The 23463-nt window shown below is 71.4% G+C and carries 24 protein-coding genes; 13 read left to right on the top strand and 11 right to left on the bottom strand.

What is annotated here, in order from left to right:
• Positions 1–27: 27 nt before the first annotated feature.
• The 5 genes from AB0D32_RS02105 to AB0D32_RS02085 all read right to left on the bottom strand — a co-directional run bounded on the left by AB0D32_RS02105 (position 28) and on the right by AB0D32_RS02085 (position 4853).
• Positions 28–681, bottom strand: a complete 654-nt coding sequence (locus tag AB0D32_RS02105; RefSeq protein ID WP_357083385.1) for an O-methyltransferase — start codon at positions 679–681, stop codon at positions 28–30.
• Positions 682–690: 9 nt separating this feature from the next.
• Complete coding sequence (locus AB0D32_RS02100; protein WP_357083382.1) at positions 691–1347, bottom strand: nucleoside triphosphate pyrophosphatase; 657 nt, start codon at positions 1345–1347, stop codon at positions 691–693.
• 121 nt (positions 1348–1468) lie between these two features.
• Positions 1469–2596, bottom strand: coding sequence for a S8 family serine peptidase (locus tag AB0D32_RS02095; RefSeq protein ID WP_357083379.1), 1128 nt, complete (start codon positions 2594–2596; stop codon positions 1469–1471).
• A gap of 1432 nt (positions 2597–4028) precedes the next feature.
• Positions 4029–4499, bottom strand: coding sequence for a hypothetical protein (locus tag AB0D32_RS02090; RefSeq protein ID WP_357083376.1), 471 nt, complete (start codon positions 4497–4499; stop codon positions 4029–4031).
• A 144-nt stretch (positions 4500–4643) separates the two neighbouring features.
• Positions 4644–4853, bottom strand: a complete 210-nt coding sequence (locus AB0D32_RS02085; protein ID WP_357083373.1) for an acyl-CoA carboxylase subunit epsilon — start codon at positions 4851–4853, stop codon at positions 4644–4646.
• Between the two features lie 92 nt (positions 4854–4945).
• Here AB0D32_RS02085 and AB0D32_RS02080 point away from each other — a divergent pair, with 92 nt between their 5' ends.
• From AB0D32_RS02080 to AB0D32_RS02060, 5 genes are all read left to right on the top strand, one after another.
• The gene (locus AB0D32_RS02080) at positions 4946–6871 is read left to right on the top strand and encodes a protein kinase (protein WP_357083370.1); all 1926 of its coding nucleotides are present in this window, start codon (positions 4946–4948) and stop codon (positions 6869–6871) included.
• Between the two features lie 90 nt (positions 6872–6961).
• On the top strand, positions 6962–7192 hold the full coding sequence (locus tag AB0D32_RS02075) for a hypothetical protein (protein WP_357083367.1): 231 nt from the start codon (positions 6962–6964) through the stop codon (positions 7190–7192).
• Positions 7193–7458: 266 nt separating this feature from the next.
• Positions 7459–8202, top strand: coding sequence for a M50 family metallopeptidase (locus tag AB0D32_RS02070; protein WP_357083363.1), 744 nt, complete (start codon positions 7459–7461; stop codon positions 8200–8202).
• 75 nt (positions 8203–8277) lie between these two features.
• A complete protein-coding gene (locus AB0D32_RS02065) occupies positions 8278–8778 on the top strand; it encodes a SigE family RNA polymerase sigma factor (protein WP_357083360.1) in 501 nt (166 codons plus the stop codon).
• Entirely contained in the window at positions 8771–9607 is an 837-nt protein-coding gene (locus tag AB0D32_RS02060; protein ID WP_357083357.1) for a hypothetical protein, read from the top strand. The genes AB0D32_RS02065 and AB0D32_RS02060 overlap by 8 nt, the downstream gene beginning before the upstream one ends.
• Positions 9608–9724: 117 nt before the next feature.
• On the opposite strand, the gene AB0D32_RS02055 is transcribed toward AB0D32_RS02060, so the two are convergent.
• Positions 9725–11308: an acyl-CoA carboxylase subunit beta gene (locus tag AB0D32_RS02055; RefSeq protein ID WP_357083354.1), complete on the bottom strand. Its 1584-nt coding sequence runs from the start codon at positions 11306–11308 to the stop codon at positions 9725–9727.
• A gap of 149 nt (positions 11309–11457) precedes the next feature.
• Here AB0D32_RS02055 and AB0D32_RS02050 point away from each other — a divergent pair, with 149 nt between their 5' ends.
• Together AB0D32_RS02050 and AB0D32_RS02045 are read left to right on the top strand one after the other, a co-directional pair.
• Positions 11458–12333, top strand: a complete 876-nt coding sequence (locus AB0D32_RS02050) for a biotin--[acetyl-CoA-carboxylase] ligase (protein WP_357083351.1) — start codon at positions 11458–11460, stop codon at positions 12331–12333.
• 115 nt (positions 12334–12448) lie between these two features.
• A complete protein-coding gene (locus AB0D32_RS02045; protein WP_357083348.1) occupies positions 12449–13021 on the top strand; it encodes a PH domain-containing protein in 573 nt (190 codons plus the stop codon).
• A 34-nt stretch (positions 13022–13055) separates the two neighbouring features.
• On the opposite strand, the gene AB0D32_RS02040 is transcribed toward AB0D32_RS02045, so the two are convergent.
• Positions 13056–13805 (bottom strand): GtrA family protein, encoded by a 750-nt coding sequence (locus tag AB0D32_RS02040; RefSeq protein WP_357083345.1) that lies wholly within the window; start codon positions 13803–13805, stop codon positions 13056–13058.
• A gap of 64 nt (positions 13806–13869) precedes the next feature.
• On the bottom strand, positions 13870–14403 hold the full coding sequence (locus AB0D32_RS02035) for a GtrA family protein (RefSeq protein ID WP_357084184.1): 534 nt from the start codon (positions 14401–14403) through the stop codon (positions 13870–13872).
• Positions 14404–14800: 397 nt separating this feature from the next.
• On the opposite strand from AB0D32_RS02035, the gene AB0D32_RS02030 reads away from it, so the two are divergent.
• From AB0D32_RS02030 to AB0D32_RS02015, 4 genes are all read left to right on the top strand, one after another.
• Positions 14801–16642, top strand: a complete 1842-nt coding sequence (locus AB0D32_RS02030) for a phosphoenolpyruvate carboxykinase (GTP) (RefSeq protein WP_357083342.1) — start codon at positions 14801–14803, stop codon at positions 16640–16642.
• Between the two features lie 41 nt (positions 16643–16683).
• Positions 16684–17544, top strand: coding sequence for a hypothetical protein (locus tag AB0D32_RS02025; RefSeq protein ID WP_357083339.1), 861 nt, complete (start codon positions 16684–16686; stop codon positions 17542–17544).
• Positions 17545–18216: 672 nt separating this feature from the next.
• Positions 18217–19371: a geranylgeranyl reductase family protein gene (locus tag AB0D32_RS02020; RefSeq protein ID WP_357083337.1), complete on the top strand. Its 1155-nt coding sequence runs from the start codon at positions 18217–18219 to the stop codon at positions 19369–19371.
• A 31-nt stretch (positions 19372–19402) separates the two neighbouring features.
• Positions 19403–20173 carry an isoprenyl transferase gene (locus AB0D32_RS02015; protein ID WP_357083334.1) on the top strand — a complete coding sequence of 257 codons (771 nt, stop codon included), beginning with the start codon at positions 19403–19405 and terminating at the stop codon, positions 20171–20173.
• A 169-nt stretch (positions 20174–20342) separates the two neighbouring features.
• On the opposite strand, the gene otsB is transcribed toward AB0D32_RS02015, so the two are convergent.
• From otsB to AB0D32_RS02000, 3 genes are all read right to left on the bottom strand, one after another.
• Positions 20343–21167 (bottom strand): trehalose-phosphatase, encoded by an 825-nt coding sequence (gene otsB, locus AB0D32_RS02010; protein WP_357083331.1) that lies wholly within the window; start codon positions 21165–21167, stop codon positions 20343–20345.
• Positions 21168–21268: 101 nt separating this feature from the next.
• Positions 21269–21622 (bottom strand): hypothetical protein, encoded by a 354-nt coding sequence (locus AB0D32_RS02005; protein ID WP_357083328.1) that lies wholly within the window; start codon positions 21620–21622, stop codon positions 21269–21271.
• Between the two features lie 162 nt (positions 21623–21784).
• Complete coding sequence (locus AB0D32_RS02000) at positions 21785–22225, bottom strand: helix-turn-helix transcriptional regulator (RefSeq protein ID WP_357083325.1); 441 nt, start codon at positions 22223–22225, stop codon at positions 21785–21787.
• A 264-nt stretch (positions 22226–22489) separates the two neighbouring features.
• Between AB0D32_RS02000 and AB0D32_RS01995 the strand changes: the two genes are divergently transcribed.
• Complete coding sequence (locus tag AB0D32_RS01995; RefSeq protein ID WP_357083322.1) at positions 22490–22834, top strand: hypothetical protein; 345 nt, start codon at positions 22490–22492, stop codon at positions 22832–22834.
• A gap of 31 nt (positions 22835–22865) precedes the next feature.
• Entirely contained in the window at positions 22866–23204 is a 339-nt protein-coding gene (locus tag AB0D32_RS01990) for a hypothetical protein (protein ID WP_357083319.1), read from the top strand.
• Positions 23205–23463 lie beyond the last annotated feature (259 nt).

Genomic DNA, 23463 nt, shown 5'->3' with positions numbered 1-23463 from the left:
CCGCAGGTTGTGGCCCTACCGGTGGCGTCAGTGCACCCGGGCCAGGGTGAGGCCGTCGGCGACCGGGAGCATGACGGCGTCCACTCGGACGTCGGCGAGCACCTCGTCGTTGAACGCGGCGATCGCCCGGTCGTCGGCGTTCTGCGGAGCGATCACCCGGCCCCCGCGCAGCACGTTGTCGACCGCGATCACCCCGCCGGGACGCATCCGGGGCACCAGCTCCGCCCAGTAGACCGGGTAGCCGGTCTTGTCGGCGTCGATGAAAGCGAAGTCCAGGTAGCGGTCGTGGGGCAGCTCGCGCAGCGTGTCACCGGCCGGGCCGATACGCAGCTCGATCCGGTCGTCCACGCCGGCGCGGGCCCAGTACCGCCGGGCGATGCCGGTGAACTCCTCGGAGATGTCGAAGCAGGTCAACCGCCCGCCCTCGGGCAGCCCCCGGGCGATCGCCAGCGACGAGAGACCGGTGAACGTGCCCACCTCGACGGCCTGCCGCACGCCGAGCAACCGGGTGAGGAAGGTCAGGAAGGCGGCCTGCTCCGGCGCGACCTGCATCTGCGCGACGTTCGGCAGGACCGCGCGGGTCTCCTCAGCCAGGTCCCGCATGATCTCGTCCGGCGGCGCACCGTGCGCGACGAGGTAGGCGTGCAGTTCCGACGTGAGCGGGATCGGCTTCGTGGTCATGAACGGACGTTAACCGAGCGGCTCGACCGTCTGGTCGCCCGGCGCGACCTTCGTCCACAGATCCGTGATCCGCAGGTCCAGTTCGGCGAGGAGGCGGCGCAGCATCGGCAGGGAGAGCCCGATGACCGTGCTCGGGTCACCCTCGATCCGTTCCACGAACGGCCCGCCCAACCCGTCGATCGTGAAGGCGCCCGCCACGGCCAGCGGCTCGCCCGTGCCCACGTACGTGGCGATCTCGTCATCGTTGACGTCGGCGAAGTGCACGACAGTGGAGGCGACCGCCTCGGCCCGCCGGCCCGCCACGACATCGATCAGGCAGTGCCCGCTGTGCAGCACGCCGCTGCGCCCACGCATCCGCTTCCATCGCCGGGTGGCGTCCGCCACGTCCGCCGGCTTGCCGAGGATCTCGCCGTCGAAGGCCAGCACCGAGTCGCACCCGATCACCAACGTCCGCTGGTCGTCGGCCGGCCGCAACCGGGTGAGCACCGCCTGCGCCTTCATCCGGGCCAGTTCCAGGCAGAGCTCCTCGGCCCGCTCGGTGACCACAAGGGACTCGTCGACGCCACTGACCAGCACGTCCGGATCGATCCCGGCGGCCTGGAGAATCTTGCGGCGGGCGGGGCTCGCCGAGGCGAGCACGAGGCGGAGCGGCAGGGATTTCGGCACGTCGCCGACGTTACCGGCTGACCGTGGCGAAGGTGTCTCCGGTGGCCCACCGGGAAGAAGCATCGAGGACCCGACCAGGGGAGTCGTCTCCGGCTCGCCCGCCTCCGTCGTCACCGACAGTTCAGCGACTGATGCGGGGCGGCGGGTCATCGCCACGCCGCCGCCGACGGGCGATCAACGCCCACACCCCGCCAGCGGCCATGATCACGCCGAGGGTGGCCAGGCCCCGGGCGGTCGCCCCGCTGGCCTCGTCGCCTGCCGGCTCCGCTGCCGCTGCCGTCGTCGAGGCGGTGTGGGTTGGGGCGCTTGCCGTCGCCGAACCAAAACCCAGCGGCGGTACGTCGGCTGTCAACGCCGCCACCAGGTCGATGACTCCGTAGCCGTACTCGTCGTCCCGCCCAGGCGGGCCCTTGTCGATCGCGGTAGCCGTAAGCCTGTGCGCAACTTCCGAGGCTGGGAGGTGCGGGTATTTGGACCGAATCAAAGCCGCTGCCCCTGCAACGATGGCAGTGGAATCGGAAGTGCCTGTTCCTTTGCGGTATTTGCCGTCAATGCTCGTGCTGTAGATGTCGACAGCGGGGGCGACCACATCGACTTCGGTGCCTGTAACCGATACCGCTGCATGTCGCCCGGCTTGATCTATCCCGCCAACGGCGATGACGCCGGGCTCCCTGGCTGGGTAAGCAACCAATCTATCCAAGGGAATGTTGCCGGAACCTGCAACTATTACAATGTTGGACGCAAGTGCTTTTCTGATCGCCCCAGTGAGGCGAGGGCTGGTGCTGCCTCCACTGGAAACACTAATTACATCTACTCCACTGGAAATCGCAAACTCTATTCCCAATGCCAAATCGTCGGCATCGCCGAGATTGTTGGCAGGGGACGACATGATCGGAAGGATCTTTGCGTTAGGGGCAATGCCGAGCGCGCCTGAATTCAAAGGGTGGCCGTGCGCAGCAATTAGACCCGCCATCCCGGTGCCATGCCCGTTTCGGTCTTGTTGGCCGTTGCCGCTGCCGCCAGGGATGATGTCTGTTCCAAGGAGCAAGTTCCTGCGAAGGTCGGGATGCGCATCCACGCCGGTGTCTGGCACAGCAACAGTGACGCCTTCTCCGCGAGCAATTCGATGTGCTTGATCGACTTTGAGGTAGCGTAGATGCCACTGATCAGATCGGATGCGTTCGACGTCACGTGGCTGTTGTGTGACGCGATCCGGAATGGCAATATGCGGGACAAGTGAAATCGGCATGGACGCGCTTAGCGCAAGCATGCCGAGAGTTGCGACTAGCCTCACCTGTTAAACCCGATAGCAGGCCCTGGGTCGATCGGCCCCTCATCAACTGGCGGTCGGACGACCGGGGGCACTCCCGGGTCTGTCTCCCATGGGTGGTCTGGGTCCCATCGGCGTGCTTCCTCAGTCGATCGTTGTGAGCCTCGCCCGGACATGCCCTGGGCACCGCCGCTGATCCCGGCTGAACCTCCGAAGGGCGTGCCACCAACGGGGGGCAGCATGCCATGTGTGCCACCGAAGCCTCGGCCGCCCCCGGGGCGCGAGCCTGCTCCGCCTGTAGGTGCAGTGCCAGCGCCACCGCCGCCGATTACGCCACCGATCGGATTCACTCGTCGTGGCTGGTTGCTGCTCGCCCCGGGTTGACCAAGCCCCACCCCAGGTGTTCCCCCGATCATCCCGCCGGGTGGCATGGGCCGGCCGGGAGGTGGTGATGTCGGGTGGGCCCGGTTGCCAGCGCCTCCAGGATCGGGTCGGCCCAATGGGCCCTGTTGTAGCCCGCTAGTGCTGGATCGGCTAGTTCCAGTAGACAGCGGCGGCAGCCCTCCGCCGCTGGGCGGTGCGTTTGGGGGTGCGGGCGGCGTAGTGGTTGGCGCTCCTGGATTGACTGGCGCCGGCACCAAACCGGTGCCAGTTCCACCCAAAACGGGGCCGGTATTCGGTGTGGTCGGAGTTTGGACAGGCCGGACGTGCCCTGAAGACCGGCTGACGGATGGTTTAACGGTTGATGTTGCGACTGGGAGCGGAATAATCGGTGGGATGGTTGGCGCGATCCCACCGCCGTATACGTCCGAAGGCCCAGGATCAATCCCGGGCCGGGGAGGGCGAACCACTGATGGCTTTTGGAGCATTACTTGGGCGTGTTGGAGTTCGCCGCTGAGGCCGTACATGATGCCGCGTGCCTGGACGTTGAGTCGTTCCAGTTCGGCGTCCGTCACCGGGCGGTCGGGGACCCGACTGCCCATGGCCGCCTTCGGATCGGCGAGCGTCGCCTCGTACGTCTGCTTCTCCTGGACCTTGACGGCGTACTCGTCGTAGATCTTCTTGAGCTGGCTGCGGGTGGTGCCGATGGCCTGCGTGGCGGCGGAGAGCGCGGTGTAGTTGGCGCTGGCGGCGTCGTGCGTGCGCTGCACCTTGTCGATCAGCTCGTCCAGTTCGCGGACGTACGCCCGGGCGGCCTCGTTGGTTTCCGGGGGCCAGGCATCCGCCAGCCCGCGACGGTATTCCTGGAGTCGGCTCAGGTGGGTCCGGGCGAGGTCGCAGACCTTGCGCCAGCCGGCGACCTGCTTCCAGTGGTTGGTGGTGTCGTGGTCCTGGAGGCAGGCCCACATGCTGGCGACGTCCATCAGCCGCCAGTCGGTGAGGGCGGACGTGCGACCGCTGCCCCGCTCGATCACGGCAGCACCACCGGTCCCTGTCCCGGCACGGGCTGCGGCCCGGTGGGATCGTGCAGCACCGGTGCTGCCGCGCCGCGAGGCAGTGCGGCGGCCGGGTCGGCGAGCGCCCGTTCGACGTCGATCACGCGCGCCGAGGCGAAGGCGTCTGATCCGGTGTAGCGGGTGGCGACGGTGCCGGCGGTGCCGGCCAGGTGACCGGTGGCGTCGCGGACGCCCCACACCATGTCGGTGGTGGCCTGCTGGGTCTCGTGGTGTGCCCGCAGGAAGTTGACCAGCTCGATGAAGGCATCGGCGGGGTTGGGCACCGGCGCGGTCATGTCCTCGGCGATGTACGACAGGTGCGGGGCGTAGTTGCGTTCCACTTCGGCCTGGAGCTTGTCGGCGAACTCGCGGAGCTGACGGATGTCGGCCTCGATGCCGCCGTAGCCGCGGAGCCAGGACGCTGGACGGTCCTCCTCGGGGATCATCGGCCCTCCCTATCCGTCACTGCGCCGTTTCCCTGAGTGAGGTTAGTAGGTCACCGTGCCTGTCGGCAGCCCCGCCCCGGCACACACCGGCTGCCCTGCGGATGTGCAGGGGTGTCGAGCTGCGGCGATCCGTACGGGAAAAGGTCAGCGGGGCAGGCCGGAGGCCCGCCACGCGCCGGGGCCGGCGACCGCCGCTCCGGCCGGCCGGCCGGAGCGCGCCCAGGCGGACGTGGCGGCCGGCGTGGTCGCGGCGGCCGGGCGGGAGCGTACGACGATCGCGCCCACCAGCGCGGCCAGTTCCTCGGGGGTGGGGACCCCGCGGACGACCCGGAACAGCGGCTCTTCGGCAGACATGCCGCCAGCGTACGCGCCGGAGAGGTTGACCTGAACCGCACAGTGGCGTGCCGGCGGTGTGAGCGTCGCCGGCTCCGGGTACCGTCTGGGCGATGTCTGACGCGCTGCCCCAACTCGTCGCTGACCGATACCGGCTTCTCTCGCCGCTCGGTCAGGGCGGCATGGGTCGGGTGTGGAAGGCGCGCGACGAGGTGCTGCACCGGGACGTGGCGATCAAGGAGCTCGTCCCGCCGCCCAGCCTCACCGACGAGGAACGCCGCGAGATGCGGGAGCGGTCGCTGCGCGAGGCCCGGGCCATCGCCAGACTCAACCACATCAACGTGGTCCGCATCTTCGACGTGCTGCGCACCGACGGCGACCCGTGGATCGTCATGGAGTACGTGGCGTCGAAGTCGTTGCAGGACGCCCTCGCCGCGGACGGCCCGGTGACGCCAGCGCGCGCCGTGGAGATCGGTCTGGGCGTGCTCGCCGCGCTGAAGTCGGCACACAAGGCCGGCGTGATGCACCGCGACGTCAAGCCGGGCAACGTGCTGCTCGGTGACGACGGCCGGGTGGTGTTGACCGATTTCGGCCTCGCCACGATTCCCGGCGACCCGAACGTGACCCGCACGGGCATGGTCCTCGGGTCACCCGCGTACATCTCGCCGGAGCGGGCCCGCGAGGGCACCGCCGGGCCGGAGGCCGACCTCTGGTCGCTGGGCGCCACGCTCTACGCCGCCGTCGAGGGCAAGTCGCCGTACGCCCGGCCGTCGGCGATCGCCACCCTGGCGGCGCTCGCCACGGAGCCGATGCCGCCGCCGAAGAACGCCGGGCCGCTCAAGCCGGTGCTCAACGGGCTGCTGCGCAAGGACCCGAACGAACGGATCACCGCCGAGGTGGCGGAGCGGCTGCTGCGCCGCGCCGGCGGCAAGCGGACGCGCACCATCCCGCTGCTCGACGGCGTACGCCGGCCGGGGCCGAACGGTCCGCGTGAGCCGCGCCCGCCGCTGGTGCCGGCGCCGCGCCCGGCCGAGGGGCGGTCCGACAGCCCGGTCAGCCCGCCGGCGCCCCGTGCGCCGCAGGCGGCAGCCGGTGCCAGCGCTGCTGCCGCCTCCTCTGCCGAGGACGCGACCTCGGTGGTCTCCTCGGATCTCACCCCGACCGCCCGGGTCGGGCCGTCGACGTCGGACACGGCCCCGACGGCGAAGGTCGACGCCCCGCAGCCGGCACTCGACGACACGAGGGTCGAGCCGGCGGATCCCGAGCCCCGGAAGCCGGCGAACCCCACTTCGGTGATGCCCGCGCCGGTGAGCCCACCGTCCGGGCGGGCGACGGTCGTCCCGTCCAGCGGTACGAAGCCGAACAACACCCGGCGCAACGTGCTGATCGGGGCACTGGTGGCGCTGCTGCTGATCGGCCTGGTGCTGGTCGTGCCGATGCTGACCGGCGGCGACGGTGGGAACGGCGGCGGCAGCCCGGAGGCCGATCCGACCGGCGCCGCGACCTCGCAGCCGCAGTCCTCCGCACCGGCCCCGCCCACGAGCGCCGCGCCGAGCCCGACACCGTCGGCCACCCCCTCCACCGACCCGAACGCGCTGCCGGCGGGCTGGAAGTTGCACAAGGATCCGGGCGGCTTCACGGTGCCGCTGCCGGCGACCTGGGTACGCCGCAGCGGCGGAGCCAACACGGTCATCTTCGACGAGCCCAACGGGGTGGGCGAGCTGCTGATCCAGTGGACCTCCACGCCGGAGTCGGACGCGTACGCCGACTGGAAGCAGAAAGAACCGGACCGCCGGAACCGCGTGAACAACTACCAGTACGTCGGCATCACACGCTGCGACTACTTCAAGACCTGCGCGGACTGGGAGTGGCTGGAGACCCGCGACGGGACCCGGATCCACGTCCGCAACCGGGGCTTCGTCACGGCCAAGAACCGCGGTTACGCCTTCCGCTGGGAGGTCGCCGCGAAGGACTGGCAGGCCAACCTGGCCAACTTCGACCGGATCGCGAAGGGCTTCGTGCCCGACCGCAAGGACTGACCCGCGGGATTCGCGCCGCTGCGAGAACGACTCGCATGACCTTCCGTCGTACGGGGTATCCGACCTTCACGACGGAAGGGAGGGTACGACATGGGTTACCGACGGAGGGACGCCCGGCCCCGAGTGGCACTGTGGATGCTCGTGGCCCTCGGCGACATCGTCCTGCTGCTCGTCAGCGCCGGCCTGCCGCTTCTGTACGCGCTGGTCACCGTCGTCACCGTCACCCTCGCCGGGGTGGGCGCCCACCGGTTCGCCCGGCGTGGGGCGATCGCCCGCGACGACGCGGTGACCGTTCCCGTGGCGGCCCGACGGCGAGCCTGACCCCTGCTCGGCTGGCGTGGCGGCAGCCGGACCGGTTGCCCACCGTACGGTGACGGCCGGTCCCGCTGCCGCCAACTGCCTCCCCAGGCGAATCGGGCTCAGGCGACGTCGACCCGGGACGTTCCGGTACGGGTCATGGATGCCGCCAAGAACGCCGGACCAATCGGCACCTATCTTTGGATGCGGGCGCCCTCGGTCGCAAGGGGCGGTGAGGAATTCCTCCGAGGATGCGGCGACACAGGTCGGGGCCGGTAGGCTCGCGCCCCATGGTGTCGATCGACGGGCTCGGCGGTCTCTGGGACAAGCTGTTCGCGGCGCAGCCGGACCCGCCGCCCCTGCTGGTGCTGCTGACCGCCGCCGTCGCGCTGGTGGTGGTCTCCACCCGGATGCCCTGGCGGATCGCCCGCAACGCCGTCACCATCGCCCACGAGGGCGGACACGCGCTGGTCGCCCTGCTCACCGGCCGCCGGCTGCACGGCATCCGGCTGCACTCGGACACCTCCGGGCTCACCCTCTCCGCCGGCCGGCCCACCGGTCCGGGGATGATCCTCACCCTGCTCGCCGGCTATGTCGCCCCGCCGCTGGTGGGGCTGGCCGGCGCGTGGCTGCTCGGCGGTAACCGGATCACCCTGCTGCTCTGGGTCGCCGTCGTGCTGCTGCTGGCCATGCTCGTCATGATCCGCAACATCTTCGGGGTGCTGTCGCTGCTCGTCACCGGCGGGGTGGTGCTCGCGGTCTCCTGGTACGCCGAGCCACAGGTGCAGGCGGCGTTCGCGTACACCGGGGTGTGGTTCCTGCTGCTCGGCGGGGTGCGGCCGGTCGTGGAACTGCAACGGCTGCGTTCCCGGGGGCAGATGCCCGCCTCCGACGCCGACCAGCTCGCCGGCCTCACCCCGCTGCCCGCGTTCTTCTGGGTCACGGTCTTCGCCCTGGTCAACCTGGTCGCCCTCGGCGTCGGCGCGCTGCTGCTCGCCGGTCCGATCCTCACCGACGCCGGCATCACGCTCTGAAAATGGTCGGCCGGCCGGGCAACCGGTGGCACCGTCGGGCGCGTGTCCCCTGCGACCGTCACGGGGAGGTAGCAGGTGCCGGACGTCGACGGGTTCGACGAGTTCTACCGGGGCAGCCGGCAACGGCTGCTCGGGTTCGTCTACGCGCTCACCGGCGACCTCGCCGAGGCACAGGATGCCGTCCAGGAGGCGTACATCCGGGCCTGGCAGCGCTGGTCGACGGTGAGCACCTACGAGGAGCCGGAGGCGTGGGTGCGGGTGGTGGCCAGCCGGATCGCGGTCAGCCGGTGGCGCAGCCTGCGCAGCCGGGCCCGCGCCTACCTGCGGCACGGCGCCAACGAGAGCGTGCCCGGCCCGGACACCGCCACCGTCGAGGTGGTCACCGCCCTGCGCCGGCTCCCCGAGGAACAGCGCACCGCCATCGCCCTCTACTACCTGGTCGGCATGCCGGTCGCCGAGGTGGCCCGCCAGACGGCCGCCCCGGTGGGCACCGTCAAGGCCCGACTCTCCCGGGGACGCGCCGCGCTCGCCGGGCTGCTCGCCGTCTCTGACCTCGAGGAGGCCGCCGATGCGTGACGAGATGACGTTCGTCGAACAGGTGCGCCGGGAAATGCGCGACGTCCGCTGGCCGGAGCCGGCGGAGATCCGCGCCCGGGCCCGCCGACGCAGCAGGCGTACGGCGTTGACGGCGGCCGTGGCGGTGCTCGTCGTCGTTTCCGGCTCCGCCGTGATGGTCGGGGACTGGTCCGGTCGGCGGGGGCTGTTCCCGCCGGCGTCCCCGCCATCGGTGGCCCGGGTCGAGATCCCCTCGGCGGCCCTGCTGCAACAGGGCGACCTGACGACACGGACGGGTCTCCAACTCAGCGAGGCCGGCCTCGGCGGGACGGTCGACGTGGGCGTGGGACTGGGCCGGTGTGCCTCCGGTCGCGAGAGCGGCGCACCGGCGCAGGAGAGCTGGGTGAGTCGGTCCCAGACCGTGCTGCGGCCGGCGGGCGGCGGCGTCCTGGTCGTCCAGGACCTGCACCGGATGCGGGGCGACGGGGCCGTGCGGTTCTTCGACGGACTGCGCCGGCAACTCGCCGTCTGCCGGGAGTGGCGGGAGACTCGGTCGATCGAGTGGGGAGGCGAGCCCGTCACCGTCGAGGACGTGCACCGCTGGGACGTGCCCCGGCGGAACTTCGCCGGTGACGATTCGCTCCTGGTGCGCCACTACGTGTCCGCGACCCTCGGCCCGACCGCCGGACAGGTGCCCGACCGTCCGTCCCCGCCGGACGCGACCGTCGTGCTGCGGGTCGGCGACCTGGTGAGCGTGCTGCTGCTGGAACCGGCCAGCGAGGGCGAGCTGGTCCGTCTCGCCGGGGTGGCCGCCCGGCGGATGTGCGCCGCCGCCAACCCGTCCTGCTGAGCTGCTGCCTCCGGCCCCGCCCGTGACCCGCCGCGCTCGCCCATGGGCCGCGCGACGTGACGGAGGCCTTCCGTCACGTCGCGTGAGTCCTGCGGGAGCGCGGCGCGGACCGGGCGTTCACAGCGGGATGTTGCCGTGCTTCTTCGGGGGCAGGGTCTCGCGCTTGGTACGCAGCACCCGCAGCGCGCGGACGATCTGGGTCCGCGTCTCGTGTGGCGGGATGACGCTGTCCACGTAGCCACGCTCCGCCGCGATGTACGGGTTGGCGAAGGTGTCCTCGTACTCGGCGATCTTCTCGGCCCGTACGGCGGCCGGATCCTCGGCGCCGGCCAGGTCCGAGCGGTAGAGGATGTTCACCGCGCCCTGCGCGCCCATCACCGCGATCTGCGCCGTCGGCCAGGCGAAGTTCAGGTCCGCCCCGAGGTGCTTGGAGCCCATCACGTCGTACGCCCCGCCGTACGCCTTGCGGGTGATGACGGTGACCTTCGGCACGGTGGCCTCGGCGTACGCGTAGATGAGCTTCGCGCCCCGGCGGATGATGCCGTCCCACTCCTGACCGGTGCCGGGCAGGAAACCGGGGACGTCCACGAAGGTGAGCACCGGGATGTTGAACGCGTCGCAGGTGCGCACGAACCGGGCGGCCTTCTCCGAGGCGGCGATGTCCAGGGTGCCGGCGAAGTGCATCGGCTGGTTGGCCACCACGCCGACCGGCCGGCCCTCGACCCGGCCGTAGCCGACGACGAGGTTCTGCGCGTAGAGCGGCTGGACCTCCAGGAACTCGCCGTCGTCGAGGACGTGCTCGATCACCCGGTGCATGTCGTACGGCTGGTTCGCCGAGTCGGGGATCAGCGTGTCCAGCTCCCGGTCGGAGTCCGAGACGTCGAGGTCGGTCGGGGCGTCGAAGACCACCGGCTCGTCCATGTTGTTCGACGGCAGGTACGACAGCAGCGCCTTGACGTAGTCGATCGCGTCCTGCTCGTCGCTGGCGAGGTAGTGCGCGTTGCCGCTGCGCGAGTTGTGCGTACGGGCACCGCCCAGCTCCTCCATCTCCACGTCCTCGCCGGTGACCGTCTTGATGACGTCCGGGCCGGTGATGAACATGTGCGAGGTCTGGTCGACCATCACGGTGAAGTCGGTGACCGCCGGGGAGTAGACCGCGCCGCCGGCACACGGGCCCATGATCAGGGAGATCTGCGGGATGACGCCGCTGGCGCGTACGTTGCGGAAGAAGATCTCGCCGTAGAGGCCGAGCGAGGCGACGCCCTCCTGGATGCGCGCGCCACCGGAGTCGTTGATGCCGATGACCGGGCAGCCGATCTTCATGGCCAGGTCCATCACCTTGACGATCTTCTCGCCGAAGACCTCGCCGAGGGAGCCGCCGAAGACGGTGAAGTCCTGGGCGAAGACGCAGACCTGCCGGCCGTCGATGGTGCCGTAGCCGGTGATGACGCCGTCGCCGTACGGGCGGGTCTTCGCCAGGCCGAAGTTGGTGGACCGGTGCCGGGCCAGCTCGTCGAGCTCGACGAAGGACCCCTCGTCGAGCAGCATCTCGATCCGCTCGCGGGCGGTCCTCTTGCCCCTCGCGTGCTGCTTCTCGACCGCGCGCGCCGACCCGGCGTGCACCGCCTCGTCGACCCGTCGCTCCAGGTCGGCCAGCTTGCCCGCGGTGCTGTGGATGTTGATCCCGGTCTCGGTAGTCACCCTGGGAATATAACGAGGGTTCAGGCCGCCGCCGCTGTGCAGTTCGCCTCAGCCCTCGCGGGCGTAACAGCCGGGCAGGGTGTCCGGCCACCCGGGCGACGCGGTCCACGCCCCCGGGTGGCCCGTCGGGCTGGCCGTAGGCTGACGGGATGCCTGGCTCGCCGTACACCGATCTGGACCGCCCGCCGCTGTCGGCGGCGCGGCTGCGGCGGGCGCTGGTCGCCCCGCACGGGCCCTGGGCCCGCCTGGAACTCCGCGCCGAGACCGGCTCGACCAACGCGGACGTCGCCGAGGCGGCTCGGGCCGGCGAGCCGGAGGGCCTGGTGGTGGTCGCGGAGCGGCAGACCGCCGGGCGTGGTCGGCGCGGCCGGGCCTGGCAGTCGCCGGCCCGGGCCGGAATCGCCACCAGCGTGCTGCTCCGCCCAGGGGAGGCCGTCGCCGAGCGCGGCTGGCCGTCGGCACCCCAGACGGGGTACGGCTGGCTGCCGCTGCTCGCCGGGGTCGCCCTGGTCGAGACGGTGTCCCGGCTGGCCGAGTTGGACGCGGGACTGAAGTGGCCGAACGACCTGCTCGTCGGCGACGCGAAGTGCGCCGGCATCCTCGCCGAGGCGGTGCCGGGGCCCGATCCGGGCCGGCCGCCCGCGATCGTGCTCGGCATCGGCCTCAACGTGACGCTCCGCGCCGACGAACTGCCGGAGAACCCGACGGGGTTGCCGGCGACCTCCCTGCAACTGGCCGGCGCGACGGCCACCGACCGGGACCCGCTGCTGCGGGCGCTGCTGCGCGGGATCGCCGACTGGTACGGCGAGTGGCGTGCGGCCGGCGGGGACGCGGTCGCCAGCGGCCTGCGCGACGCCTACCTGGCGGCCTGCGTGACGATCGGCCGGCGGGTACGAGTGCAGCTACCCGGCGGCGAGGAACTCACCGGCACCGCCACCGGCATAGACGCCGACGGCCAACTCCTGGTAACCACCCCCACCGCCACCCGCCCCCTGGCCGCCGGCGAAGTCCTCCACCTCCGCTGACCCCAGACGGGGGCTGAAAGTGCAGGATCGCGGGGGTGGGCGCGCCGCGCGGCTGATATCCCGGGGAGAGGGGAGCGGTTACGGTCAGCGCGTCCGTTTCTGCGAGGAGGTTCCTGTGGCGTTCCCCGATGACGTGCTCACCGAGGACGAGCACGTCGTACTGCACCTGCACCCGCACTGGAGGGCGCTGATCCGGCCGGTCGCGGTGCTCGTGCTCGCCGTCGCGGCGGTGGTGGCCGGCGTCGTGCTGCTGCCGTCCGGTGGGGGCGGCTCGATCGCGCTCGCCGTCATCGGCGGCCTGGCGCTGCTGGCGGTGCTGTGGTTGGCGCTCTGGCCGTTCCTGGTCTGGCGGACCACCCACTACCTCTTCACCAACGAGCGGGTGCTGCTCCAACAGGGGGTGCTCTCCCGCGACCGGCGCGACATCCCGCTGACCCGGATCAACGACCACGCGATGAACCAGAAGTTCGTGGAGCGCCTGCTCGGCTGCGGAACCCTGACCATCGAGTCCGCCGGCGAACGCGGCCAGTCCGTCCTGCACGACGTGCCGAAGGTCGGTCAGGTCCAGACCAAGCTCTACGAGCTGGTGGAGGCCCACCACGACAAGCACTCTCTCGGTGACAACGAGATGCGCGACATCCTGGCGGACCTGCACGAGGGCAAACCCCTCCGCGACCCCACCGCCTGAGCCGGGCGATCCCAGGGCCGGCGGCGCGGTTGGGTCAGCGGCGTGGCGGGCGGCGACTGGTGGCCTGGAGCTCGGCTGCCAGTTCCGCTTCCAGTGCCCGGTCGAGGGAGCCGCCGAGGCCCGCGTCGACTGGCGCGGGGCGCCCCTGGGCCGGGGCTCCCGGGCCCGTCGCCGGTCGTGCGGTGGCGGGGCCGGACGCGGCGCGGGGAACGCGCCGCCCGCTGCCCGGCGGTGGCTCGGACTCCTCCAGCTCGGAGATCGACTCGGCCAGCTCGGCCACCGGGTCCATCTCGGCCATCGTGTCCCACTCGTCACGCGGGATGCTGTGCCACGTCTGTGCCGCGTGCGCGGGCGCCGGTTGGAAGACGAACGTCCGGTAGGACCAGAAGCGGAAGAGCGTCGCGAGCAGTACGCCACCGGTCTTGGCCACGTTGAGGGCCAGCAGGCTGGTCAGGCCCAGTCCGTACTTTGCGGCGGCCAGGACGCCCAGCTCGATGAGCAGGCCGGCCCCGTTGAAGAGGAAAAAGAGGACGTACTCGCGCCGCATGGCCGATTTCGGGCGGTCCCGGTACGTCCAGTGACGATTCATCAGATACGACGTGATCGTCGCCACCACGGTCGCGATGACCGTGGCCTTCAACTGACCGTCGACGAAAACGGTCAGTGCGAGTGCATTGAACACGGCGTAATTGATTACGGTGTTGACACCGCCGACGATTCCGAACTTGAGCGCCTCGTGGATGAACTTCTGCCAGCGCTCAGGCAGCAGACGGACAAGACGCATGCGGAACACCTTAGGGCAGTGGGCGGGGCCGGCAGGCTCCGGCCGGGACGGGGTGGGCGGCAGGTCACGCCCGGTGGTCTCGGTCGTGCTTCTCTTCCGGAACGATCGGAGTTCCCGCTTCCACGAAGACGAACCGTCGGTAGGACCAGAACCGGAACAGCGTCCCGAGGCCGGTCCCGACGATGAAGCTGGCGATGTTGTCGGCCACCGGGGTCTGGAACACCCCGGGCCAGATGCTGCCCAGGCCGTAGCGGCTGATCGCCAGGCAGGCCACGGCGATCCCCAGGCCGACGCCGTTGAAGAAGAAGAACAGCGCGTACTCGCGGGCCGGGTTGGAGCCCCTGCGGTGTCGCCACGTCCAGAACCGGTTGCCGACGAACGCGACGGTCGCCGCGATCACCGTCGAGATGGTCTTCGCGGTGACCTGCTCGACGCCCCGCACGCTCGTCAGGTAGTTGAAGAGCGCGAAGTCGATCAGGAAGGCGATCCCGCCCACGGTGGCGAACTTGCTCAGCTCGCGGACGAGGTGACCGAAACGGTCCACCAGCGAGCGGGCCAGACCCAGGCGGGTCTGCCGGGAGCCTGGCTCCCCGGTCATCGTCGCGGCCACGACGCGAGCCTACCGGCTGTGGGCATTCCGCACGGGTAGCAACGACGGACCGCCCCGTCAGGGTGTGTGCCTGTGGACAGAGCGTAACGAGACCGGGCTGCGTTCCGGGTCGGTTCGCGGGTTCCGGCGACGGGACGCGGCCAGCTCGGCCGGTGAGGGTTCCCCACAGGATTTGCGTGAAACTGCTCGTGAAAGCGGGTATTAGCTCGTGATGCCGCAGCGTGACCGCACCTTGTGCAGTTCTTCACAACCAGTCCCACTGACTGGCGACCGCACCCGGTTTACGCTGGGGCCAATCCCAGGTTTCCACGAAGACGACGCATAGCGCCGTCAAGACTCGTGCATCCCATAGATCGGTCAGCGTCGACCACCAAGGAGATGTGTCATGGTTGCTCCGGCTACCGTTCGGGGTATCGATCAGGCCCCGACGTCCCACCCCAAACTGCTCGCCTGGGTTCGTGAGGTCGCTGAACTGACCACCCCCGACCGTGTCGTCTGGGTGGACGGGTCCGACGAGGAGTGGCGTCGCCTCACCGACGAACTGGTCGAGGCCGGCACCCTGATCCGGCTCAACCCGGAGAAGAAGCCCAACTCGTTCTACGCGCGGACCGACCCGACGGACGTCGCCAGGGTCGAGGAGCGCACCTTCATCTGCTCCGTCGACGAGGCGGACGCCGGCCCCACCAACAACTGGATGGCGCCGGCCGAGATGAAGCGGACGATGACGGAGCTGTACCGCGGCTCGATGCGTGGGCGCACCATGTACGTCATCCCGTTCTGCATGGGCCCGGTCGAGGCCGAGAGCCCCATGTTCGGCGTCGAGATCACCGACAGCCCGTACGTGGTCGCCTCCATGCGCATCATGACCCGGATGGGTGCGAAGGTCCTGGAGGCCATGGGCGACGACGTGGACTTCGTCCACGCGCTGCACTCCATCGGCGCCCCGCTCGCCCAGGGCCAGCAGGACGTGGCGTGGCCGTGCAACGAGACCAAGTACATCTCGCACTTCCCGGAGACCCGGGAGATCTGGTCCTTCGGCTCGGGCTACGGCGGCAACTCGCTGCTCGGCAAGAAGTGCTACTCGCTGCGGATCGCCAGCGTGATGGGCCGCGACGAGGGCTGGCTCGCCGAGCACATGCTGATCCTCAAGATCACCTCGCCGGAGGGGAAGGTCTACCACATCGCCGGCGCCTTCCCGTCGGCCTGCGGCAAGACCAACCTGGCCATGCTGGAGCCGACCATCCCCGGCTGGAAGGTCGAGACCATCGGCGACGACATCGCCTGGATGCGCTTCGGCCCCGACGGCCGCCTCTACGCGGTCAACCCGGAGTACGGGCTCTTCGGCGTCGCACCCGGCACCGACTGGAAGACCAACGCCAACGCGATGCGGACGTTGGACCGCGGCAACTCCGTCTTCACCAACGTCGCCCTGACCGACGACGGGGACATCTGGTGGGAGGGCATGGGCGAGCCGCCGGCGCACCTGATCGACTGGAAGGGCAACGACTGGACGCCGGAGAGCGACACCCTCTCCTCGCACGCGAACAGCCGGTTCTGCACCCCGATCACCCAGTGCCCGATCCTCGCCGAGGACTACTACGACCCGAACGGCGTGCCGATCGACGCGATCCTCTTCGGTGGTCGCCGCCGGGACACGATCCCGCTGGTGACCGAGGCCCGCGACTGGGTGCACGGCGTCTACATGGGCGCGACGCTCTCCTCGGAGACCACCGCCGCCGCCTCCGGCGCGGTCGGGGTCGTCCGCCGCGACCCGATGGCGATGCTGCCGTTCATCGGCTACCACGCCGGCGACTACTTCCGGCACTGGATCGAGATGGGCAAGGGCGCCGACGGCGACGAGTCCAAGCTGCCGAAGATCTACTACGTCAACTGGTTCCGCAAGGACCCGGAGGGCAGCTTCCTCTGGCCGGGCTTCGGCGAGAACTCCCGCGTGCTCAAGTGGGTCGTCGAGCGGATCGAGGGGCGCGCCGAGGCGGTCGAGACCCCGGTCGGCATGGTCCCGGCCCAGGACGCGCTCGACGTCGAGGGCCTCGACATGACCCCGGAGGACGTCCGGATCGCGTTGAAGGTCGACCCGGAGGAGTGGCGCAAGGAGCTTCCGCTGGTCACCGAGTGGTTCGAGAAGTTCGGCGACAAGCTGCCGGGCGTGCTCTGGGCCGAGTTGGACGCGCTGCGCGCCCGGCTCGACGCGGCGCCGCAACGCTGAGAAGGTGTGACCGACGCCCCGACGGGGCATCATCGGATCCCATGAGGACGGCCGCCGCGACCGAGGTCCGGCGGCCGTCCGCCGTCCGGGCGCTGACCACGCTGCTCGCGCTGACCGCGGCGGCCACCGTCGTGGTCGAGCTGCTCAACTGGTGGTACGCCCCGGAGCAGGGCTTCGGGCTGGCGGTGCGGACGGGCTGGGCGATGCTCCGGTCGCTCGGCTTCCTGCTGCTGATCGGGCACGTCCGCCGGGGCCGGACGGTGGCCCGGCCGTTCGGGCTGATCCTGGCGGTGACCACGGTCTTCGCGGTCGGCCGGCTGATCGTGCCCCGCCAGGGCGTACCGCCGCTGCCGGGGCTGCTCGGGTTCGCCCTGCTCACCGCGCTCTGCGCCGCCGTCGTATGGCTGCTCCACCGCTCGCCCGCGGTGTCCGGGCACCTGGTCCGCCATCGCCCCCGGCTGGTCATCGACCGCGAGGGCATCTCCTGGCGGGAGACCCCGCCCCGGCGGCCGGAGGTCAGTGGTTGGCTGCTCACCAGCCGGGTCGCGGCGTTCACCTACAGCCCGCTGATGCTGGTCCCGGCACTGGTCGCCTGCGGCGCGGTGCTGGACGACCGGCTGGCCGCCGTGCCCGCCGTGCTGTTCTGGTTCGGCGCCGGGATCGCGACCAGCTACGCGGTGCTCTTCTGCACCGCCTTCCTCATGCGGGGCAAGGGCTGGGCGCGCACGCTGCTGGTGGCGGTCACCGCTGTCGTGCTCGCCGTCGACCTGCCCCTGTGCTGGTGGCTGCTCGGCCCGGACGGTCTGGTCCGTGACGGCGGCCCTCTGCTCGCCGCCGCCGCGTTGACGCTCCACGGCCTGTGGCGCGCGTCCCGCGCCGAACGGGCCGCCCGGGCGGCGTAGGGCCGGCCCGGACGGCGTAGGGCCGGCCCGGAGGACGTAGGGCCGGGGCGGGCGCCGCGCCGCGCGGTCGGTGGCAGTCGTCCCGGTCGTGGTGTCCGTGCGGCATGGACGCCCGGCCGGCAGAGGACGAGGCGACCGGCCTGGGGCGGTCCCTGTGCGCGCTGTCGAGCTGCCCCGTCCATGGGACCGTGGGCCCCCGGTCGAACTCGGCCCGGCCCCCCGCGGTGACCCATAGGTCAGGAGTTACCTGCCCCGTCTGTGCGGGCAGCTCGACAGGGTTCCAGCGGTGATGCTGGCGCAGGTGGCGAAGTCCTTCGTGCCCGCGGGGTCCGCGCCTGCGGGCCAGCGACGGGCTCTCGGCCCTGCGGTGTCCGTGCCCGCGCGCCAGCGACGGGCTCAGCGCTCCGCGCCACCTTCGCGAGCCGGCCGACCCCGCCACGACCGGCCTTTTCCGGCGACTCCGTCCGCTCCGGGCCCGGTCGAGCCAGGGCAGCCTCGGCGCACGGGAACGGTGTCCCCTCGCCGGGTCGGCCCGCCGGGCGCCTCGGATGCCGGGCGACCTGACCGACGTGCCGGGCGACCTGACCGACGTGCCGGGCGGGTTTCGGCACGGTGGGTGTGTCGGGCGGCAGGATGGCCGGAGGAGCCGGACCGACGGCGGGAGGCGACGCGGTGGTCGACGCGGTGGGCGACGAGTTCGACGTGGTGGTGGTCGGGGCCGGTCCGGCCGGTTCGGCCGCCGCGCTGGCCGCCCGCCGGGCGGGGGCGAGCGTGCTGCTGCTGGACCGGTCCGACTTCCCGCGGGACAAGGCGTGCGGGGACGGCATCGCCGCGCACGCGCTGGACGTACTGGCCGAGCTGGGGGTGTCCGACGCGGTGGCCGGGTACCCGCCGCTGCCGGCGCTGCGACTGGTCGGGCCGGGCGGGGGCGCCGTGGCCCGGGCGCTGCCCCGGCCCGCGTACACCGTGCCCCGGCGGGTCTTCGACGCCCGGCTGGTGGCGGCGGCGGTCGCGGCCGGGGCGCAGTTGCGCCGGCACACGGTGCGCCACGTCCAGGTCCGGGCCGACCGGGTAATGCTCGACGGCGGACTGGTGGCGCGGGCGGTGGTGGGCGCGGACGGCGCCGGATCCGTCGTCCGCCGGATGCTCGGGCACCGGCCGAATCCCGACCGCCACCTGGCGCTCGCCATCCGGGGGTACGCCCCGGCCCTGCCCGGCCCGCCCGAACAGCTCATCGTCACGTCGGCACCGCGCTGGCCGGCGTACGCCTGGTCGTTTCCGATCGGGAACGGTCTGGCGAACGTCGGGTACGGGGAGGTGTTGCGGGGCGAGCCGCTGACCCGCGCGCACCTGGTCGACCGGCTCGGTGCGCTGCTGCCCGGCACGGACCCGGCCACCGTCACCGACCTGCGGGCCCACCACCTGCCGCTGTCGACGCACCGCCCGTCCCCCGGGCGCGGCCGGCTGGTGCTCGCCGGGGACGCGCTCTCCCTGATCAACCCGTTCACCGGCGAGGGCATCTTCTATGCGCTGCGCTCCGGTGCGCTCGCCGGCGCGGCGGCGGCCGGCTCACCCGATCGGGCCGCCCAGCGGTACGCGGCGGCGCTGCGCAGCCGGCTCGGCACCCACCTGCGGCACAGCTCGTTCGCGGCGTGGCTGGCCCGGCGGCGGCGGGTGGTCGACGCGGCGGTCCGCGCGGCCCGCCGGGACGGCCAGGTCTACCGGACGGTGGTCGAGCTGGGGTTGGGCGACGGGCGGCTCGACGCCCGCGCACTGGCCATGATCGGCATCGGTCTGTCGGCGCGGGAGCGCCCTCCGAGGCAGTGATCCGCCGCGCCGGTCGCTACGCTGCAAGGTGATGACTCTGCGGGACCTGATCTACTCGGTGTACGAGCGTCGCCTCACCGCGAAGCTCGCGGGCAAGCCGGTGCCCCGGCACGTCGGCGTGATGTGCGACGGCAACCGCAGGTGGGCCAGGGAAATGGGCTACGTCGACCCGAACGACGGGCACCGGATGGGCGCCGTCAAGATCAAACACATGCTGGGCTGGTGCAACCAGGCCGGCATCGGGCACGTCACGCTCTACCTCCTGGCCACCGACAACCTGCGCAGACCCGCCAAGGAACTCGACCCGCTGCTCCAGATCATCGAGGATCTCGTGGTCGAGCTGGCCGAGGAGGGCAATCCCTGGCGGCTGCGGATGGTCGGCGCGCTCGACCTGCTCCCGGCCTCGACCGCCGCCGCGCTCAAGGCCGCCGAGGAACGCACCCGGGACCGCAGCGGTGGGGCCGTGGTCAACATCGCGGTCGGCTACGGCGGGCGGCGGGAGATCACCGACGCGGTGCGGTCGCTGCTGCTGGAGTACGCCGCCACCGGTGGCACCATCGAGGAACTGGCCGAGGTGCTGGACGTCGAGCACATCGCCGAGCACCTCTACACCCGGGGCCAACCCGACCCCGACCTGGTCATCCGGACCAGCGGCGAGCAGCGCCTCTCCGGCTTCATGCTGTGGCAGTCGGCGCACTCGGAGTTCTACTTCTGCGAACTCAACTGGCCGGACTTCCGGCACATCGACTTCCTACGCGCCCTGCGCTCCTACGCCAACCGCCAACGCCGCTACGGCGCCTGACCCACCCACTCCCACCGCCCGTGCTTTCGCGCCGCGCCGCGCCGTTGCGCCGCGCCCTCTTCTCCGCGATCTTGCACCTTCGGCCCCACTGGTGACCGCTTCGTCACTGTTTGACCGGGCACAAAGTGCAAGATCGCCGAGCCGAGCCGGGCGGGTGGGGTGGGGCGGGTCAGGTCAGGTGTCGGGTGGCGGCGGTGAGGAAGTCGCCGAGGGCGGCGGGGGAGTCCAGGGTCAGGTCGGCGGCCTCCGCCACCTCGTGGCCCGTCTCCGGGTTGGCGACGGCGACGCAGACGCCGAAGAAGTGCGGATCGGCGGCGGCCCGGGCCCGCAACGCGGCGAACGCCTTGATGTCGGAGACGTCGTCGCCGAAGTACCAGGCGCCCTCGGCGTCCTGGACGATCTCGTCGATCACCATGCCCTTGTCGCGGTCGACCGGGGGCTTGAGCTCCAGCACCATCCGCCCGGCCTGGACCTTGAGCCCGAGTCGCTCGGCCTGGGCCAGGCCCCACCGCTCGACGGCGGCGCCGAGCTGCGGTGCGGTGCGCCAGTGCAGCGCCACGGAGAGTCGCTTGTATTCCACCAGCGTGCCCTCGGGCAGCTCGGCCCGGGCCAGGTCGGCCAGCTCCGCCATGGTGGGCACCCAGGGCAGGGCCGCCGGCTCCGTCACGGTCTCGCCGCCGGAGTGGCTGTGCTCCAGGCCGTAGAGGCCGTACAGGTCGACGCCGGCGAGGCCGCCGAGGTGGTCGCGGAGGAAGTCGACCGGGCGCGCGGAGACGATCGCGATCCGTCGGACGACCGGGGCGAGCGCCTCGATCGCCGTCAGCACCTTCGGCGCGGGGCGTACGGCGGTGGGGTCGTCGTCGACCGGCGCCAGGGTGCCGTCGAAGTCGAAGAAGAGCACGGTCCCGGACGACCGCCCGGCGGTCGTCCGCCAGGCCTGGTCGGCGTCCAACGGGATCCTCGGCTGCTGGTTGCCCAGATTCAACGGTGGCACGCGCGTCAGCGTACCCCGGTCGGGGCGGCTCAATCCCGGGCCGGGAGGTGGCCTCCGGCCGCGCTTCGGGGCGCGCGGCCGATGTGCGGCGGGCCTGGCGGTCAGCGTTCGGCGGCTCCCCGTCCCCGCCGGCCGAACGGCACGACGGCGGCCTCCTGGCCGTGGCTGAGCAGGTAACCCTCGACGAAGCCGCTGTTGCGGTCGCCGGTGCGCTCCTCGATCTCCCTCAACCGGCCGACGAGAAAGTCGGTCAGGGCGCTGACCCGGTTGTCGAGCCGGTCGTGCAGCTCGGCGACCACGGCCAGGACGACCGCGGTGCCGGCGGAGGTGAGCGCGAGGAGATTGACGAGCAGGGGAAGCTGCCCGCCGTTGACCGCCAGGGTCACCACGTTTCCGGTCACGCCCAGTGTCAGCGACACGGTGGCGATCACGACTGCCATCCACTTCAGGGTCATGGACAGACCCCTCCTTCTGTCCCGCAGGGCTGGGTTCGGCCTTGTCCCGTCCCCCCGCCGACGACGAGCCCAAGCAGTACGAATACGGACGCTAGCGCGCCCGTTCCGGCCCTGGAGCGAAACGAATGAGTCTGACCTGCTGTTCTTTCGCCATCTGAGGAACTAGCCGGCCTGTCGACCTCGTTTTCGGACATCGACCGGGAGCGTGGGGCGATACGCGAGATACCTGATGGTTTCCCGGATGTGGAACTTCTCCGCGTCGGAGACGTCGGGGTCCACGAGCCGGCGCAGCAGCGCCTCCACGTCCGGGTCCATCGGCGGTGGGGTCGGGGAGCTGCGCGGGGTGGTCGTCCGTTCCCAGCCCAGGGCGGCGAAGGCGGTGGCGGGACTGAGGCCGAGGCCCTCGCAGAACGCGACCACGCGCTCCGCCTCCGGGTCGCTCGCCCAGTCGCCCCGGACCCAGCGGTTGATGGTCTGCCGGGAGACGCCGGTGCGACGGGACACCTCGGTGCCGCTCCATGCCCGGGTGGCCCGGGCCTCGTCGAGCGCCCTCCGGACGAAGCTGGCGAAGGCGATCTTCCGTGCGTTGGCCGTCTCGGTCACCTGGTGACGGTACGACCACCCGGCCACCGGCGCGCGTCCTGGCGCACTGTTGTCACGCGGACGTGACGTAGTCGTCGGCGTGCCGGTAAACGATCCGGCACCGTTCCTGAGGGGTGTCACCTGGGCAGAATAGATGCCCGTAGAGGTCGTGGTAAACGGACGAAAAGCTGATACTGTCACGCTCATGGGACAATCTACGGTGTGTCACGTGCATGAGACGATCAGTGCTCACATGCGTCACGCCTCCGGCGCGAGGGGGGTGTGGTGACCGAGCTGGCCACCCGTGCCCAGGCCTTCGGCCTGATCGCGGAGGGGGTGGCCACGGGCCTGAGTGCGCCGTGGCGGCTCTACCTCGCCCGGGGCTGCCGTTACCTGTCGCTCAGCGTCGGCGACCGCATGGAGTGGGATGCCTGGCGGACCCACCTCGGCTGCCCCGAACTCAGCGTCCGGGTGTACGACGCCGGTGGCGAGATCCGCCGTTCCTCCGTGGCCGAGGTCGTCCTGGAGGGCTGCCGGATCAGCGTCGAGCTGGTCGAGGAGGTCGGCACGGACGACCTGGACCGGCTCCTGGTCACCGAGCCCACCTCGACCGAGCCGGACGAGCGATGACCCGGCCCGCGGGGCGGACCGGAGCCGCCGGATGAGCCCCTTCCTCGCCGCCTTCCTCGTCCTCGTCCTCGGCGCCACGAGCTACGCCGCCGGGCGACTGCACGGGCAACTCAGCTACCGGATCGGTTACCGGTTCGGCTACCGGCAGGGCTACTTCGACGGCGACCGGGGTGCCTGGAACCGGCGTCGCCGCGACGCCCAGGCGGCCATCGCCTCCGCCCTGGCCGGCCCGTCGCCCGCCACCACCACCCGGGTCACCGGCACTGTGGTCCGGCCCGGCACCACGTACACCGGATCGTCGTTCTCGGCGCCGGTCGCGCCGGTCGCGGGACGGCACCCGGCCGGCACCCTGGTCCGGCGGACCGGTTGAGCCCCGGTCGGCGGGGAGCCCGAGGCCCCGTCGGCCGGAACCCAGGCGCGGTGCGGCGTCCGCGGCGGACACGCACCGTCGGGACCACGTCAGACCGGTGACGGTGGTCCCGCCGGCCGGGATGCGCGCAGGGGGCATGCATCCCGGCCGGTTCCGCCGCCGGTCCCGTTCACCAGACGGTCCCCGGAGATCCACGTTCGCCCTCTAGCCCAAGGGGTCCGACGCGGCTAGCGTCTAGGCATGGCACGGGGTTCTCCCG

The sequence above is a fragment of the Micromonospora sp. NPDC048170 genome (assembly GCF_040652795.1).
Taxonomy (GTDB): domain Bacteria; phylum Actinomycetota; class Actinomycetes; order Mycobacteriales; family Micromonosporaceae; genus Micromonospora.
This window is presented reverse-complemented; position numbering and strand designations above follow the sequence as displayed.